The organism is Aeromicrobium sp. SP1 (genome assembly GCF_055663785.1).
In genome coordinates, this window is the sequence record NZ_JBQVVK010000001.1 from 2,318,841 (window position 1) to 2,334,880 (window position 16,040).

Here is a 16,040-nt window from a genome sequence, read left to right on the forward strand (position 1 = left end):
CAGTTTGTCGATTGTTTTAGTCAGGTATTGAGTGATCCTAGAAGAGCCCCGAGGTCGGCGGCTCCTCGTCCGCCAGGTGGTACGCGCCGGCGACCGCGAGCTTCCACTGCCGAGGGTTGTGGTTCGCGGCCGTGCGCGCGTTGCGCCAGTGCCGGTCGTAGCCCAGTGCGCGGTCCGTGATCGATCCGCCCGCCACGTCGAAGAGCAGCTCGGCCGCCTCGAGGGCGGACTCGATCGCCACGGCACCGGCCTGCGCGACGTGGACCGCGACCTCGGCGCCGGCCGCGCGGGCCTGGTCTCCGACGAGTCCGCGGGTCGACTCCAGCTCCTCGGCGGCCAGCAGGACGACGGCGCGGGCCGCCTGCGCACGCGCCGCGATCTGGCCGACCGTCTGACGGACGTACGGGTCGTCGACGCTGCGATCGGCCGAGCTGTGCTTGATCGGTCGGGCTCGGCTGCGGCCGTACCAGACGGCGTCGTCGAACGCCCGCGCGGCGATGCCGGCCTCGACCGCCGCGAGGTAGAGCTGGGCCAGGGTCCCGAGCCACGGGTTGTCCGGCTGGGTGTCGCCGACCACGACCGCCTCGTCGTCGTGCACGAGGACGTCCGCGAGCCGCGTGGTCCCACTCGCGGTCAGCCGCTGGCCGACGGCATCGAAGTCGTCGAGTCGCTCGACACCGTCACGATCGAAGGGGACCGTGAAGCGGATGACCCTGCCGTCGAGCGTCTGGGCCTGGGCCGAGAACCACGTCGCGTACAGGCCGCCGGTCGAGTAGTACTTCTCCCCCGTCACGATCCAGCCGCCGTCGATCCGCCGGGCCGTCGTCGTGACCTCGCCGCTGGCTCCCCCGGCACGCTCGTTGCTGGTGCCGGCGAACAGCTCACGCCGGCGCAGTCCGGCCAGGATCGTGCCCCGGCGCGGCAACCTCGGATCGCGCCGCACCTGGTCGGCCGTCAGGAAGGTGCTGCGCAGGGCCTGCGCGACGTTCGAGTCGGCCCGCGCGATGGCGATCACGATCTCGGCGACGTCCCGCAGGGTGCCTCCGGCGCCCCCGTCGGCCGCGGCGATCCCGACCAGCGCGACGCCCGTCCGGGCGAGGTCGCGCACGTCGTCGAACGCGTAGTCCCTGGCCTCCTCGCGCTCGCGCGCGGTCGCGGCGAGACGCGCCAGCACCGGCTCGATCGCGGCGCGAACGCCGGCCACCGTGAGGGTCTCGTCCGTCGGGCCGACCGGGCCCGCGACCGCGTCGAGCGCCGTCATGAGAGCACCTCCGCGACCTCGCGCAGGCCGAGCGCGGCACGCAGGGTCGGCGCCGGGTCCGCCGCGTCGACCAGGCGGGGAACGACCTCGCGGACGACGGACAGCACGCCGGAGGTACCTCCCGCGGGCGCCAGGACGAGTCCGTCGAGCCGGTGACGTGCCACCCGCTCGGCCAGGTCGGCCACGAGCTCCTCGGTGTCCTCGCCGAAGGGCACGACGACCCGTGCCCACAGCGCCACCTCGTCGCGGGTGCGGCCGATCCGCTCGAGCGCGGCGGTCAGCTCGGTGTCGGCCGTGGCGACGTGGCCGGCCTCGACCACCACGACGTCGGCGCGCTCGGCCACGGCGGACCAGCCGAGCAGGTCGACGTCCGCGGCGACCAGCACGGGCCGGCCCTGCACCGAGGACGGACCGTCGAGCGGTCCCGCGACCCGGTAGAACCGACCCTCATGCCCCAGTGGCCGGATCAGCTCGTCGTCGGCGACGACGGCATTCGCCTGGTCGCCCCGCAGCGCCGCTCGCGGGAAGGTCTCCCACAGCCCGGCGAGGATCCGCGCGTACTCGCTCCAGCGGCCCACCGGGGCATCGGCTGCCGTGGCCGACGCGGGGTCGGGCGTGGCGGCGTCACTGACCTCGTCGCCCTCGCCGGGTCGCAGGGCGATCCCTGCCAGACCCGCCGTGGCGCGATCGAGCGAGAGCACCCGGCGCGCCACGTTGTACGGCGCCTGGTGCGTCGTCGGGACGTCGACGATCCAGCCGATCCCGTCCTCGAGACCGGCCAAGTAGGACGCGGCCACCGTCGGGTCGAGGACCGCCGGACCGCCGGCGACGTCGACGAGACGCAGGGCGCGGACGCCGACCCTTCGGGCTTCGGCCGCGACGGTCGCGGCCGCCCGCAGTGGCACCGGCACGAGTTCCGCTCCGGCGACCTCGCCGACGGCGAGCTCGATCACGATCGTGGTCACGGCACGTCCCTTCTTCTCCGCGGCGCTCATCGGGCCGCCTCCAGCGGGCCATCGGCCCAGACGTCGGACGGCACGCCCGGCAGACCCAGTCCGAGGTGACCGCGCAGCGTCGTCCCGTCGTACTCGCGGCGGAAGAGCCCCCGGCGCTGCAGCTCGGGCACGAGCTGCTCGACGACGTGGTCGAATCCCGACGGCAGGACGTCGGGCATGAGGTTGAAGCCGTCCGCGGCTCCGTGCCGGAACCAGGCCTCGATGTCGTCGGCGACCTGCTCGGGCGTCCCGACGACGATCCGGTGCCCCCCGCCACCGGAGAGCTTGCGCAACAGCTGGCCCAGGGTCGGGTTCTCGCGGTCGATGAGGTCACGGATGACCCGGTAGAACGTCTGCGACCCGCTCGCCGCGTCGGGCTCGACGAGGAGCTCCGCGGGGATCGGCTCGTCATCGGCCAGCCCGTCGATCGAGAAGCCGAGCTGTCCCGAGAGCCGCTCACGGGCGTAGGCGTCGGGCAGCAGCTCGTCGAGCAGCTCGCGCCGCTCGCGCGCCTCGGCCTCCGTGCTGCCGATGACGGTCGACAGCCCCGGCAGCACGACGACCTCGCCCGGATCACGCCCGAACGACCGGGCGCCCTCGCGCAGCTCGGAGCGGAACGCGCGGGCCTTGTCGATGTCCTGCTCGGCCGAGAAGATCACCTCGCCGACCCGCGAGGCGAGTCGCTTGCCGTCGCTCGACCCGCCGGCCTGGACCACGACGGGCCGGCCCTGCGGCGAGACGTGGTCGGTCCGGGCGGCCCACGCGGCGACGACCTGCTCGACGAACCGGGCCGCCCGCCGGTAGCGCAGCGCGTGGTCGGGCTCGCCGTCGCGCCCGAAGTTCGCGGCGGCGATCGGACCCGCGGTCGTCACGACGTTCCAGCCGAACCGGCCGCCACTGACGTGGTCGAGATCGCCGAGGCGACGGGCCAGCTCCACCGGGTCGTTGTACGAGGAGGACAGCGTGCCGATCAGGCCGAGGTGCTCGGTCCGCGCGGCGATCCGGGCCAGCACCGTCGTCGGCTCGAGGTTGTTGCCGGGCCGGTGTCGGATGCTCGGGTCGAGGACGGGGCCGTCGGCGAGGAAGACCGCGTCCAGCTTGGCGCCCTCGGCCTTCGCCGCGATCGACGTGTAGTGCTCGATCGTGTACGCGGCGAGTCCGTCCGAGCCGGGCAGTCGCCACGAGCCCCCGAAGACGCCCGCGTTGAGGATGTTGACGTTGAGATGCAGCTGGCCGGTCATGAGGCGCTCCGTTCGGCCACCGAGGGACGGTTGCGGTAGTAGCCGGGCTCGGGCGACCGGCCGTTGACGAGGTGGTCGCCAAGCACGCGCGGCTTGTAGACGACGGGGTTGTGCGAGGCGAGCGTCCGCGCATTGCGCCAGTGCCGGTCGAGGTGCACGCCGGCCCGCGCGGCCGACGAGCCGAGCGCGTCGAACGCGTGGCTCCCGGCGTCCAGCACGGCCTCGATCACCGCGACCTGGGCGGCCGACGTGTCGAGGTAGGCCCGCGTGTAGTCCTCCTCGCGACCGCGGGCGTGTGCCGCCTCCAACCGCTCGGCCGCGTGGCGCAGGAGAGTCTCGGCGGTGAGCTGACGCACGCGGAGCCGACCGACGACTCCGAGCACCTCGGGGTCCTGCGTCGCGTCCTGCGTCAACGCGTGCAGGCTCGTGCGGGTGCGACCGCGCACCAGCTCGGTCGTCTCGGCGACGATGCTGCGCGCGATCCCAGTCAGGTTCGCCAGGTGGACGATCTGGACGAACGAGTCCAGTCCGCGCAGCGACTCCTTGAACCGGCCGATGTCGCCGTCCGGCTCGACCGGGACGTCCTCGAAGATCGTCGTGCCGCTGCCGGTCTGCCGCTGGCCGACCCCGTCCCAGTCGTCGACGTGGTCGACACCGTCGTGACGCGCCGGCAGCACGACGAATCCGCGCAGGCCGGCCTCGTCGACGACCGCGACCCGCAGGAGGTCGGCGAACCGGGCGCCCGTGGAGTAGAACTTCGTTCCGGACACGACGCGCTGTCCGCCCACCTCGCGGACGCGCGTGGTGATCCCACCGAATCCGGTCGTGTCGTGCGCGGACGCCTCGGCCACGGCCGACGACGGTTCGGACTGCGCGTTGCCGAACACCGCACCCTCTCCCACGCGCAGGAACCAGCGGCGGCGCACGTCCGGATCGATCTCGGCCCGCAGGATCTCGGTCGTGGTGAAGTGGCCGCGCCAGATCTGCGGGATGTTCGAGTCGGCCTGGCCCGCCTCGGCGAGCAGCGAGAACAGCGTGGGCAGGTCGACGTCGAAGCCGCCGTACTCCCGCGGGACCCGGAGTCTGCCGAAGCCGGCGGCGGCGAGCTCGCGCACGAGACCGTACGGGTGCTCGTGGTCGACGTCGCGCCGGGCCACGTCGACGGCGAGTTCGGCCAGGACGGCGCGGATGCGGGGCAGGGCCGCCTCGAAGGTGGCCGGTCGGTCGTTGGTCATGACACTCCCACGGTGAGTTGGCGGCCGGCGATCGCGTCGAGCAGGTCGACGGTGTACCGGTCGCGTGGTGACGAGAAGACGTGCTCGACGGGGCCCTGCTCGACGATCCGTCCGCGTCGCATCACGGCGACCCGGTCGGAGATCGCCCGGACGACGGCCAGGTCGTGCGAGATGAAGACGTACGTCAGGTCGCGCTCGGCCTGAAGCTGCTGCAGCAGTTCGAGGATCTGCGCCGCGACCGACACGTCGAGGGCGGAGATCGGCTCGTCGAGCACGAGCAGCTTCGGGTCGCACACGAGTGCCCGCGCGATCGCGACGCGCTGACGCTGACCACCGGAGAGCTCGCGCGGGTGGCGACGGACGAAGTCCGCCGGCAGCGCCGCGGCCTCGAGCGCTGCCACGACCCGCTCCTCGTGCGGTCGCTGCTGCCAGCGCTCGCGCAGTCCGCGCCGCGGCGCGGTGGAGCGCAAGGGCTCCTCGACGACGTCGTACACGTCGAAGCGGGGATCGAAGGACGAGAACGGGTTCTGGTACACGATCTGCACGTCGCGGCGCAGCGGCCGGAACTGACGCCGGGACAGGCCCGTGACGTCGGTCCCCAGCAGGCTGACCCGACCCTCGGTCGCGGTCGTCAGTCCGGTCAGGATGCGCGCCGTCGTCGACTTGCCGCTCCCGGACTCGCCCACGATCGAGAAGGTCTCGCCGCGGCCCACCCGGAACGACACGTCGTCGACCGCCGTGAAGTCGCCAAAGTCCTTGCGCAGACCGACGACCTCCACGACGGCAGGGGCGCCGACCTCGACGGGACGGCGCTCGCGGACCTGCTCGACGCGCGAGGGAACGCTGTCGAGCAGGTGCCGCGTGTAGGCGTGCCGCGGCGACGCGACCACCTGCGCCGTCGGACCGACCTCGACGAGGCGGCCGCGCTGCATCACGCCGATCAGGTCCGAGCGGTCGGCCGCGACCCCGAGGTCGTGCGTGACGAGCACGACGCTCGTGCCGATGCGCCGCCGCAGGTCGTCGATCAGGTCGAGCACCTGCTTCTGGACCGTCGCGTCCAGGCCCGAGGTGGGCTCGTCGGCGATGATCAGGTCCGGCTCCGTCGCGACGGCCGACGCGATCAGGACGCGCTGCCGCATGCCGCCGGAGAGCTCGTGCGGGTACTGCTCGAACCGCCGCTCGACGTCGGTGAAGCCGACCAGCTCGAACAGCTCGTGGACCCGGCGCCGGCGCGCCTGCGGGTCGAGATCGGTGTGCAGGCGCAGGACGTCCTCGACCTGGTGCCCGACCCGACGGACGGGATCGAGCGAGACGCTCGGATCCTGCGGGATGAGGCTGATCGCCCGCCCGCGGACGTCCCGCCAGCCCCGGGCGTCGAGGCCGGTCAGGTCCTGGTCGCGGTACCGGATGATGCCCGCGACGACCTCGCCGTTGCCCGGCAGCAGGCCGAGCACGGCGTGCCCGGTCGTGGTCTTGCCCGAGCCCGACTCGCCGACGAGGGCCAGCACCTCACCGGGGCCGACCTCGAAGGAGACGTCGTGCAGGACGGGGCGCAGCTCGCGGTCGACGCAGTAGCCGACCGTGAGGCCCTCGACCCGCAGCACGGGCTCGGCGGGACCGTGCAGCTCGTGCGCGATGCACGCGTACTCGTGGTTCATGCGGAGCGTCCCTTCGTGAGGTGGCGCGAGATCTGGTTGGTGGACAGGACGACCGCGACGATCACGAGACCGGGCCACAGCGTGAGCCAGCCGCGGGTCGCGATGTAGTTGCGGCCGTCGGAGACGAGCCGACCCCATTCCGGGTCCGGCGGCTGCGCGCCCAGGCCCAGGAAGCTCAGCGAGGCGATCCAGATGATCGCGATGCCGAACTGGACCGTCACGAGCGACAGCGTCGGCGCGAGCGAGTTGGGGATGACGTGCCGCAGCAGCACGGCGCGCGTCGGCGCACCGCTCGTGATCGCCGCCTCGACGTAGTTGCTCGTGCGTGCCGTCAACACCTCCGAGCGGATGAGCCGGGCGAACGTCGCGGTCAGCGTCAGACCGACCGCGACCGCCGCCTGGACGACGCCGAAGCCCAGCAGGACGACGATCACGATCGCGAACAGGAAGCCCGGGATCGAGAGCAGGACGTCGATCGACCGCCCCACGGCGCTGTCGACGAACCCGCCGAACCATCCGGCGACCGTGCCGAGCAGCGACCCGAGCAGGGCGCCCACGGCGACGGCGATCGCCGAGCCGAGCAGCGAGGCCCGGGCGCCGTAGACGACCCTGGCGTACAGGTCGCGGCCGAGTTGGTCGGTCCCGAACCAGTGCTCCGACGACGGCGGCTGGAGCTTGTTGCGCGCGTCGACGCCGAGCGGGTCGTAAGCCGTGAACACGCTGGGCACGATCGCCCAGGCGATCACGAGCGCCACGACGGCGATGGCCAGCAGGAGCGCGGCGTGGGCCACGAGCCAGTGCCGTGCCCGGGTGCCGCGACCGACCGCGGTCGCGCCGCCGTCGGTCGCGGAGGCCACCCGGGCGAGCGCCGCCTCCGTCGGGTCCTCGGTGGAGGTGATGAGAGTGCTCATGGCATGGCCACCTCAGGCGGGAGTGGACGACGGCTCGGCTCGCTCGCGCCGGCGACGATCGGGCGCCGCAGCGCCTTCGCCCGGCTCGTGCGCACCGTCGTGCCGTCGATGAGGATCCGCGGGTCGACGAACGGGTAGGCGAGGTCGACCGCGAGATTGATGACGACGTACGCGACCGCCGAGACCAGCACGACTCCCTGCACGACCGGCAGGTCCTGCGTGCTGACCGCGCTGACCGTCAGCTGGCCGATCCCGTTGCGGGCGTACACCGACTCGGTCACGACGGAGCCGGCGATCAGCTCGCCGAAGGCCAGGCCCAGCAGCGTCAGCACCGGCAGGGACGAGTTGCGCAGGACGTTGCGGCGGAAGATGTAGCCCTCGCTCGCCCCCTTCGCGTGCTGCACGTGCACGAACGGCTGGTTCCGGGTCCCGCGGATCGATGTCGCGAGCACCTGCGAGAGCGGTGCCGCGACGAGGAGCCCGAGGGTCGCCGCCGGGGCGAGCAACGCCAGGAACGTGCCGTCGTCGACCGAGGGGATCAGCTGCAGCCGGAAGGACAGCAGCTGCAGCGCCACGATGCCCACCACGAACGTGGGCACCGAGGCGAACAGGGCCGGCAGCGCCCCGGCGACCGACCGCAGCCACTGCCACGGTCCGTAGTTCATCGCCAGGGCGACGAGTGCGGCGAACGTCGCCCCGAAGGCCAGCGCCAGCGCCGTGAGCTGCAGCGTGTGCGGCAGCGCGTCGGCGATCAGCTCCGACACCGGCGTGGCGGTGCTCAGCGAGTAGCCGAGGTCGCCGTGCAGGGCACCGGACAGGCTGTGCAGGTACTGCTCGAACAGCGGCCGGTCGAGGCCGTAGAACTCGAGCAGGATCTTCGCGCCCTCGGGCGAGATGTTCGCCTCCGGGTTCTGGATGCGGTTGCTGACCGCATCGCCCGGAAGGGCGCTGAGCAGGACGAAGGAGAGGGTGTAGGCGGCCCACAGGACGAGGGCCGCCTGCCCCACCCGACGTGCGACGTATCGACGCATGAGTCAGGTCCTCATTCCGCGAGCCACGTGTCGTAGAACCACGAGCGGCCGGTGGACTCCGTCGAGTACCCCTGCACCTCGTCGGCCAGGCCGAACACCTGGGTCTCGTCGTAGAGCGGGATCGAGTACGCCTGCGAGTAGATCCGCTCCTCGACGGCCTGGATGGCGGCCTTGCGCTTGTCGGTGTCGAACTCGGCGGCCTGGGCCGCGAGCAGCTTGTCGAGCTCGGCGTCGGCCGGGACGTTGTGCAGGGTGTTCTGGCGATCGCTGCCGTAGGCGGTGCGCAGCACGCCCGGCTCGGCGGTCGACGTCTGGCCCTGCGTGAAGTTCCAGTCCGACGGGTTCTCGGCCAGCTGCGCCTCGTAGTCGGTCAGCGACGGGCTCGTGATCTTGACCTCGATGCCGGCCTTCTTCCACTGCGACTGCAGCAGCTCCAGCACCGACTGCGACACCTGGTAGTACGGAGCGACCCGCAGGTGGAAGGTCAGCCGCTGGCCGTCCTTCGCGCGGAAGCCGTCCGCCCCGGCCTTCCAGCCCGCCTCGTCGAGCAGCGACTTGGCCTTGTCGAGGTCGTACGCGAGGTACGAGCTGACGTCGCCGCGCAGCGGGGTGCCCTTGGTCAGGGCGCTCGACGGGATCGGGTAGTTCGGCGAGAGCACCGTCTCGTTGATCTCCTTGCGGTCCGTGGCCGCCTGGAGCGCCTGACGGACCCGGACGTCCTGCGTGGGCGAGCCCTTCTTGTCGCCCTGGACCGCCAGGTCGTTCGTCTCGCCCTGGACGGGGATCGCGACGAGCTTGCCGCCGCCGGCCTCGACCGTCTCCTCGTCGTACGGGGCGATGTTGCGCGAGATCTGCGCCTCGCCGGACTGCAGGGCGCCGACGCGGGTACCGGCCTCGGGCACCGTCTTGAAGACGATCTTCTCGAGGTACGCCTTGCCCTCGTGGCCCGAGCCCTCGGGGGCCCAGTCGTAGTCGTCGCGGCGGGTCAGGGTCACGCCCGTCGTGCCGTCGACCTCCGTGATCTTGAACGGGCCGGTGCCGATCCAGTTCTTCGCCTGGCCCTGGCCGTTGGCGTCGAGCTCGACGAACTCCTTGGCCAGGATCGAGCTGGCGCGGTAGTTCGACAGGACCTGCAGGAAGGCGGCGTTCGGCTTGGACAGCTTCACGGTGAACGTGTGGTCGTCGACGACGTCGGTGCCCGCGTAGTCGGTCCAGAACGGGTCCGGCACGATGCCGAGCTTCTCGTCGCCGCGACCGTGCTGGTCGAGGTTGGCCTTCACGGTCTCCGCATCGAGCGGATCGCCGTTGCTGAACGTGATGCCGTCCTTCAGCACGAACGTGTAGGAGAGGTGGTCGTCGCTGAGCTCCCAGGACTTGGCGAGCCACGGCTTGAAGTCCCCGGTCTTCGGGTCCTGCCAGATGAGCCGCTCCGCGACGTTGTTGGCGACCTGGCTGTTCGACCAGATCGAGTTCGTGGGCAGCCAGGCAGTGTAGTCGACGGGGTCGTAGAACGTCAGCGTTCCACCGTAGACGGGGTCGCCGGCCGCGGAGGACGAGGAACCGTCGCCGCAGGCGGCCAGCGTCGTCGTGAGCGCGGCGGCGACCGCGGCTGAGGCCAGTACTCGGCGGAATCGGATCTTCTTCATCGGAGGGTCGTGTCCTTCTTCTCGGTGGCGGCCCCGGGGGTGTGGCCGGCGCCCTGTCTCATTAAGTTGAGTATTTCTATCAGGTTTATTTTTTTGACTAAGATGAGTGTCCAGATACCGGTCATCCATGATCGGACCGCGCGGGCACGGCAGCGGATCAGCCCGGAATTGGAGCACAAGATGTCCCTGACGAACACCGAGGTCCTCGACCCCGCGGCGGCCGTCGACGCTGCGGACGCCCACCCCTTGGTGGTCCGCGCCCGTGAGTACGCCGCCACCGTTCTTCGCCCGACGGCACTGCGCACCGACCGTTCCTCGGTCGATCGCACCCGGATCGACGAGCTCGCCGGACTGGGCCTGCTGAACCACCTCTCCTCCGAGCGGTGGGGCGGCGCGGACGTGGACCGCGCCACCGACCGCCGCCTGCACGAGGTGATCGCCGGCAGCTGCTTCAACACGTGGCTCGTCTGGGCCCAGCACGCCTCACTGAACGGGCGGCTGTCCGCCTTGGAGCGGCACGGCGATCCGGGATCGGACCTCGTGCGGCAGGCCCTGCGCGGCGAGATCCTGCTCGGTGCCGGCGTCAGCGACGTGCGCCGCTTCCCCGACCGGTACGTGCACGCCTCCCGCGTCGAGGGTGGCTGGATCTTCGACGGCACGATCTCGTGGGTCAGCGGCTGGGGACTGAACTCCGCGATCACCGTCGGCGCGGTCGACCCGACGACCGAACAGGTCGTCACGGCGCTCGTCACGGTGGGCGAGAGCACCCGGTCGGACGAGCCCCTGCACCTGGCCGCCGTGGGCGGCAGCCGCACGGAGCGCGTCCGGCTCACGCAGACCTTCGTCCCCGACGAGCAGGTCCTGACGATCCAGCCGCTGGAGCAGGCCCGCTACGAGGACATCGGCGTCGCGAGTGACGCGCGCAGCCATCACTTCGGCCTCGCCGAGACCGTCCTGTCCGAGCTGGAGCAGTCCGCCGACGAGCCGGCCCACCGTGTCGCCGCGACGTGGCGTCCGCGGGTCGCCGACATCCGCCGCACCGCGTACGCCCTCGCCGACGAGGCCGCCGAGCTGGGCGGTGGACCGCACCGGATCGACGAGCGGCTCGCCACCAAGGTCGCGAGCGGTGAGGCCCTCGCGACGCTCACCCGCGCCCTCGTGATCTCCCGCACGGGTCGCGGCCTCGCCGACGACGACACCGCGCAACTGCATGCCCGCTCGGCGCTGTTCGTCCTGGTCCAGGGCCAGACCGCCGCCGTCCGGCACGCGCAGCTCGACCACCTCGCCCGCTGAACTCCCACCACGACCGACAGGAAGACCCATGACCGCCGAGTACCTCTGGTACATCCCCAACCAGACCACCCCCGGGCACCGCGGCGACGACGTCCGCTCCGGACACAACAGCCTCGACACCCTGACCGAGCAGGCCCGCGCCCTCGAGGACCACGGCTGGCGTGGTGCCCTCCTCGGCACCGGCTGGGGACGCCCCGACACGTTCACCGTCGCGGCCGCACTGGCCGCGCGCACCACGACGTTCGAGCCGCTCATCGCGGTCCGGCCCGGGTACTGGCGTCCGGCCAACTTCGCGTCGGCCGCCGCGACGCTCGACCACCTCACGGGCGGCCGCGTGCGGGTCAACATCGTGTCCGGCAAGGACCACCTGGGCGCGTACGGCGACCACGACGCCGACCAGGCCCAGCGCTACGAGCGCACGCGCGAGTTCATCGAGCTGGTCCGCCGGCTGTGGACCGAGACCGACGTGACGTACACCGGCGAGCACTTCCAGGTGTTCGACTCGACCGTCGAGCCGCGCCTCACGCCTCGGCCCGGTCGTCCGCATCCGACGATCTACTTCGGCGGAGCCTCCGAGGCCGCCGAGCGCGTCGCCGCCGCGCAGGCCGACGTCCAGCTGTTCTGGGGCGAGCCGCTCGAGGGAGTGCGCGAGCGGATCGAACGACTGCGGGCGCTCAGCGACGAGGTCGGCCGCGAGCACGCACCGCTGGAGTTCGGGCTGCGCATCACGACGTTCGTGCGCGACACCACCGAGGAGGCCTGGGCCGAGGCGGAGGCGCGAGTCGCCCAGATGGCAAAGTCGGCGGGCGAGCCGCCGCAGAACCCGCACCGGGTCACGGCCGTGGGCCAGCAGCGCCTGTTCGACCTGGCCTCGCGCGGCGAGGTGCTCGACGACAACCTCTACACGACCCCCGGCCGCTACGGCGGCGGCGGCGCGGCCACGACGTGGCTCGTCGGATCGGCCGAGGACGTCGCGAAGTCGCTGCGCAAGTACCAGGACCTCGGGGTCACCCACTTCGTGCTGTCCGACACCCCCTACCTGCAGGAGATCGCCCGGCAGGGCGACCAGTTGCTGCCGCTCCTGCGCGGATGAGCGCCGGGACCACCACCGGCACCGCCGATGCGGCCGCCCTCCGGTCGACGTCGTGGCGACGACTCGTCGTCGTCTTCGCCGTCACGAACACGATCGGGTACGGCGCGCTGATCCAGTCGTTCACGGTCCTGCTGCTGCCGATGTCGCACGATCTCGGCGCCTCGCGCACCGCGATCGCGGCAGCCGCCACGATCTCGACGCTCGTCGGAGCGGTCGCCGCGATTCCCGTGGGCACCCTGCTCGACCGGTACGGCGGCCGGGCCCTCATGTCCACGGGCTCGGCGGTCGGGGTCGTGGCCGTCGTCCTGTGGTCGCAGGCCGACTCGCTGGCCGACCTCTACACGGCGTTCGTGCTCGTCGGACTCGCGCTGGCGATGTCGACGTACGAGGCGGCCTTCGCGGTGCTCGTCGTCGCGACCGAGACGCGGCACCGCGACACCGCGATCGTGGCCGTCACGATGATCACCGGCCTCGGCACGAGCTTCTACTACCCGCTCGCGGGCTGGCTCGAGGGCCAGCTCGGCTGGCGCACGACGCTGCTCGTCCTGGCCGCGTCCCTGGCCGTGGTCGTCGTCCCGGCCCACCTCGCCTCGGTTCCGGGGCGGGCCAGCCATCGGCAGTCCGTGGCCACCCGGGTCGGCGTCCCGATCGGCAACGCCCTGCACGACTCGCGGTTCTGGCTGCTGTGCCTGGCATTCGTGGCCGAGAGTGCCGCGACCTCGGCGTTCCTCATGGTGATGGTGACGTACTTCCGCGACGTCGGGCACTCACCGGCCACGGCGGCCACGCTGCCCGTCGTGGTCGGCGTGGTGCAGATCAGCTCCCGGTTGGCGCTCGCGCCACTGGCCCGGCGGATCGGCATGACGACGGTGACGGCCGCGGCGTTCGCGATCCAGGGCTGCGGCATGCTCGCGCTGCCGCTCGTGGGTCTGTCGATCCCGCTCACGCTCGTGTGCGTGGCGATGTTCGCGGTCGGCTACAGCGTCGGCGTCGTCGCCCGGCCGTCGATCATCGCCGACACGTTCGGCATCGCCCGCTTCGCGAGCATCCTCGCGATGATGACCGTCCCGATCGCCCTCGCGCGGGCCGGGGCGCCGCTGCTGGCCACGTGGCTCGCCGACTGGCGCTTCCTCGTCGTGCTCGGCACCGGCACGGTGCTCTCCGCGTTCGCGCTGCTGCCCCTCGTGCGCCGACGGACGGTGGTCGCGCCATGAGCCGTCGCGTGATGCACCTGAACGTCAACGCCGCCGCGGCCGGAGTCCACGCGGGGTCGTGGCGCTGGCCCGACGCCGATCCGCACGCGTTCTACGACCCGGCGCACTACGCGCGCATCGCCCAGCTCGCCGAGAAGGGCCGACTCGACGCGGTGTTCCTCGCGGACAACTCGTTCCTGCGACCCGAGACCTATCCGACCTTCAGCCTCGACCCGCTCGTGATCGTGGCGGCGATGGCGGCGGCCACCCGGCGCGTCGGGCTGATCGCCTCGGTCTCGACGACCTTCCACCACCCGTACACGATCGCGCGGGCGCTCACGTCCCTGGACCATCTGAGCGGCGGGCGCGTGGGCTGGAACGTCGTCACGACGCGCAACCGGCCGGCAGGGCACAACTACGGCTTCGACGAGCTGCCCGACCGGGTCACCCGCTATGCCCGGGCGGCGGAGGCGGTCGAGGTCGCCCTCGCGCTGTGGGACAGCTGGCAGCCCGGCGCGCTCGTCGGCGACGCGTCGGCCGGCGTGCTGGTCGATCCCGAGCGGATCGTGCCGATCGACCACCGGGGCGAGCACTTCCGGGTCGCCGGTCCGCTCCAGGTGCCGCCGTCGCCCCAGGGCCGGCCGCTGTTGGCGCAGGCGGGTGGCTCGCCGGGAGGGATCGCGCTGGCCGCCCGGTTCGCCGACGCCGTCTTCACGTCGCAGCCCGCGATCGCCGAGGCGCGCGCCTTCCGGGACGGGCTCGCCCGCGAGGTGCGTGCCGCAGGCCGCGATCCCGACGACGTCGCAGTGCTGCCGGGGGTGTCACTCGTGCTCGGCGCGACCGAGGAGGACGCTCGGCGACGACTGCGCGAGCTCAACGACCTCGCTCCGTCGACCGACCGGGTCGCCGCCTTCGCGGCGTGGGTCGGCGTCGACGCCGCGGACCTGAGGCACGACCGCCCGTTCCCACTGCACCTGCTGCCGACCTCGGATCCGACCTACGGGTCGGTGGGCTTCGACGCCACGACGCGCGCCTACCTCACGGCCAACCGGGACCTGACGGTCGGCGACCTCATCGAGCGAGGTCCGTTCGGGCACTGGCGGCTCGTCGGCACTCCCGAGCAGGTCGCCGACGAGCTCGAGCTGTGGTTCACGACCGGCGCAGCCGACGGGTTCATCCTGCTGTGCGACAGCTACCCCAGTGGACTGGAGGACTTCGTCGACCACGTCGTCCCGATCCTGCAGGCCCGCGGGCTGGCTCGCCACGAGTACGAGGCCGACACCCTGCGAGGCCACTACGGCCTCGCAGGGTCGGCCTGATCGAGCTCAGCCGCGTGCGTGGCGGTCGCCGCGCGGTCCGTCGTCGGGACCGCTCCACCGGTGCGAGCCGTCGCCGCAGTTCAGCGTGCCGTCGGGCATCGGCGGAATCGGCTTCGGATCGGGCTCGGCCTGGACCTTCACCAGCGTGTTGATGCTGACGTGCGGCCACTTGATCCGGCCCGGGCCGCCGTCGAACCGGTTGAAGAAGTCCAACTGGACGACCTGGGCGTACTGCAGGCGCAGCGTCGTGCTGCCGTCGGCCTCCTCGACCTCCTGGATCCAGAACGTCGACTTCATCTCCGAGGCGTTCGCCTGCCGGACGACGAACGGGACGTTCGAGATCCCGCCCGTCGCGACCGTGCTGTCGAACTCCAGCCGCGTCGAGCGCACGATGTTGACGCCCTGGTTCGCCGCCGTCAACAGCGCCGTCGGGTCGGTCGGATCGAACAGGTTCCGGAACGGGCTGTCGTGGAAGTGCTTGTACGGCAGCAGGTACGGATTGGTCTCGATGTCCTGGTTGACCCCGAGCGGCAACGCGTTGATCGGCGGGATCGTCGGCACCCCGTCCGTGACGGTGGCGGTGCCCAGGCCCAGCACGGAGTCACCGTGCGGGATCGTGGCCAGCCGCGCGATGTCGACGCTGTCCTCGTTCAACGGGTCGGACATGTTGAGGAACAGACCCGGCTCGTGGTGGATGGCCAGGTCGGGCACGCCCGCGAGCCCCGAGGACGGGAAGTCCTCGGCCACCAGCTGCTTGATGCCCTGCTCGTAGTCGAGCGTCACGAGCCGCTGGTCGGTGTTGACCGTCACGCCCGCAGCGTCGGGTCCGATGCCGCGGTTCGGCACCGCCTTGTCGACGAGGCTGAACGTGAGCTTCTCGTTGTACTGGTTGAGCAGCAGCCGGTAGGGCGGTCGGAACGTCGCACCCTGCGGTGGCCCGAACGGCAGCGCGATCATGTTCCAGCCGCGGCCGACCAGATCGGGCTCGTTGGCCCAGACGCCGGGCAGGAGGGCGAACGGACCCAGATCCGGATCGCCCGTGACCGCCGTCTGGATCTGGCGGCCTTCGGCTTCGAGTCGTTGGACTTGCTCGGTCTTGAGATTCATCGGAGGGACCCCCTGGGGCATCGAGCGATTCCGACGGCTCTCCCAGGGCACATCCCG

Annotated in this window: 13 protein-coding genes; 4 read left to right on the forward strand and 9 right to left on the reverse strand. The window is 71.9% G+C overall.

Translation table 11 applies throughout. From position 1 onward, the window contains the following. Positions 1–37: 37 nt before the first annotated feature. Genes ACT26F_RS11470 through ACT26F_RS11505 form a run of 8 tightly spaced genes read right to left on the reverse strand, consistent with a single transcriptional unit; the run spans position 38 to position 9,978 of the window. Positions 38–1,261: an acyl-CoA dehydrogenase family protein gene (locus ACT26F_RS11470; RefSeq protein ID WP_471670665.1), complete on the reverse strand. Its 1,224-nt coding sequence runs from the start codon at positions 1,259–1,261 to the stop codon at positions 38–40. Continuing rightward, positions 1,258–2,256 (reverse strand): LLM class oxidoreductase, encoded by a 999-nt coding sequence (locus ACT26F_RS11475; protein WP_471670666.1) that lies wholly within the window; start codon positions 2,254–2,256, stop codon positions 1,258–1,260. The genes ACT26F_RS11470 and ACT26F_RS11475 overlap by 4 nt, the downstream gene beginning before the upstream one ends. Continuing rightward, a complete protein-coding gene (locus ACT26F_RS11480; protein WP_471670667.1) occupies positions 2,253–3,497 on the reverse strand; it encodes an LLM class flavin-dependent oxidoreductase in 1,245 nt (414 codons plus the stop codon). The genes ACT26F_RS11475 and ACT26F_RS11480 overlap by 4 nt, the downstream gene beginning before the upstream one ends. Further along, the gene (locus ACT26F_RS11485; protein WP_471670669.1) at positions 3,494–4,732 is read right to left on the reverse strand and encodes an acyl-CoA dehydrogenase family protein; all 1,239 of its coding nucleotides are present in this window, start codon (positions 4,730–4,732) and stop codon (positions 3,494–3,496) included. Before ACT26F_RS11485 ends, ACT26F_RS11480 begins: the two co-directional genes overlap by 4 nt. Next, positions 4,729–6,390 carry a dipeptide ABC transporter ATP-binding protein gene (locus tag ACT26F_RS11490; protein ID WP_471670670.1) on the reverse strand — a complete coding sequence of 554 codons (1,662 nt, stop codon included), beginning with the start codon at positions 6,388–6,390 and terminating at the stop codon, positions 4,729–4,731. The genes ACT26F_RS11485 and ACT26F_RS11490 overlap by 4 nt, the downstream gene beginning before the upstream one ends. Beyond that, entirely contained in the window at positions 6,387–7,301 is a 915-nt protein-coding gene (locus ACT26F_RS11495) for an ABC transporter permease (protein ID WP_471670671.1), read from the reverse strand. Before ACT26F_RS11495 ends, ACT26F_RS11490 begins: the two co-directional genes overlap by 4 nt. Further along, positions 7,298–8,332, reverse strand: a complete 1,035-nt coding sequence (locus ACT26F_RS11500; protein ID WP_471670672.1) for an ABC transporter permease — start codon at positions 8,330–8,332, stop codon at positions 7,298–7,300. Before ACT26F_RS11500 ends, ACT26F_RS11495 begins: the two co-directional genes overlap by 4 nt. A gap of 11 nt (positions 8,333–8,343) precedes the next feature. Then, positions 8,344–9,978: an ABC transporter substrate-binding protein gene (locus ACT26F_RS11505; RefSeq protein WP_471670673.1), complete on the reverse strand. Its 1,635-nt coding sequence runs from the start codon at positions 9,976–9,978 to the stop codon at positions 8,344–8,346. Positions 9,979–10,158: 180 nt separating this feature from the next. Between ACT26F_RS11505 and ACT26F_RS11510 the strand changes: the two genes are divergently transcribed. Genes ACT26F_RS11510 through ACT26F_RS11525 form a run of 4 tightly spaced genes read left to right on the forward strand, consistent with a single transcriptional unit; the run spans position 10,159 to position 14,876 of the window. Continuing rightward, positions 10,159–11,271: an acyl-CoA dehydrogenase family protein gene (locus ACT26F_RS11510; protein WP_471670674.1), complete on the forward strand. Its 1,113-nt coding sequence runs from the start codon at positions 10,159–10,161 to the stop codon at positions 11,269–11,271. Positions 11,272–11,299: 28 nt separating this feature from the next. Beyond that, entirely contained in the window at positions 11,300–12,364 is a 1,065-nt protein-coding gene (locus ACT26F_RS11515; protein ID WP_471670675.1) for an LLM class flavin-dependent oxidoreductase, read from the forward strand. Beyond that, positions 12,361–13,578 (forward strand): MFS transporter, encoded by a 1,218-nt coding sequence (locus ACT26F_RS11520; protein ID WP_471670676.1) that lies wholly within the window; start codon positions 12,361–12,363, stop codon positions 13,576–13,578. The genes ACT26F_RS11515 and ACT26F_RS11520 overlap by 4 nt, the downstream gene beginning before the upstream one ends. Further along, positions 13,575–14,876, forward strand: a complete 1,302-nt coding sequence (locus ACT26F_RS11525) for an NtaA/DmoA family FMN-dependent monooxygenase (RefSeq protein WP_471670677.1) — start codon at positions 13,575–13,577, stop codon at positions 14,874–14,876. The genes ACT26F_RS11520 and ACT26F_RS11525 overlap by 4 nt, the downstream gene beginning before the upstream one ends. 6 nt (positions 14,877–14,882) lie before the next feature. On the opposite strand, the gene ACT26F_RS11530 is transcribed toward ACT26F_RS11525, so the two are convergent. Beyond that, on the reverse strand, positions 14,883–15,983 hold the full coding sequence (locus tag ACT26F_RS11530; protein WP_471670678.1) for a heme-binding protein: 1,101 nt from the start codon (positions 15,981–15,983) through the stop codon (positions 14,883–14,885). Positions 15,984–16,040: the final 57 nt, after the last annotated feature.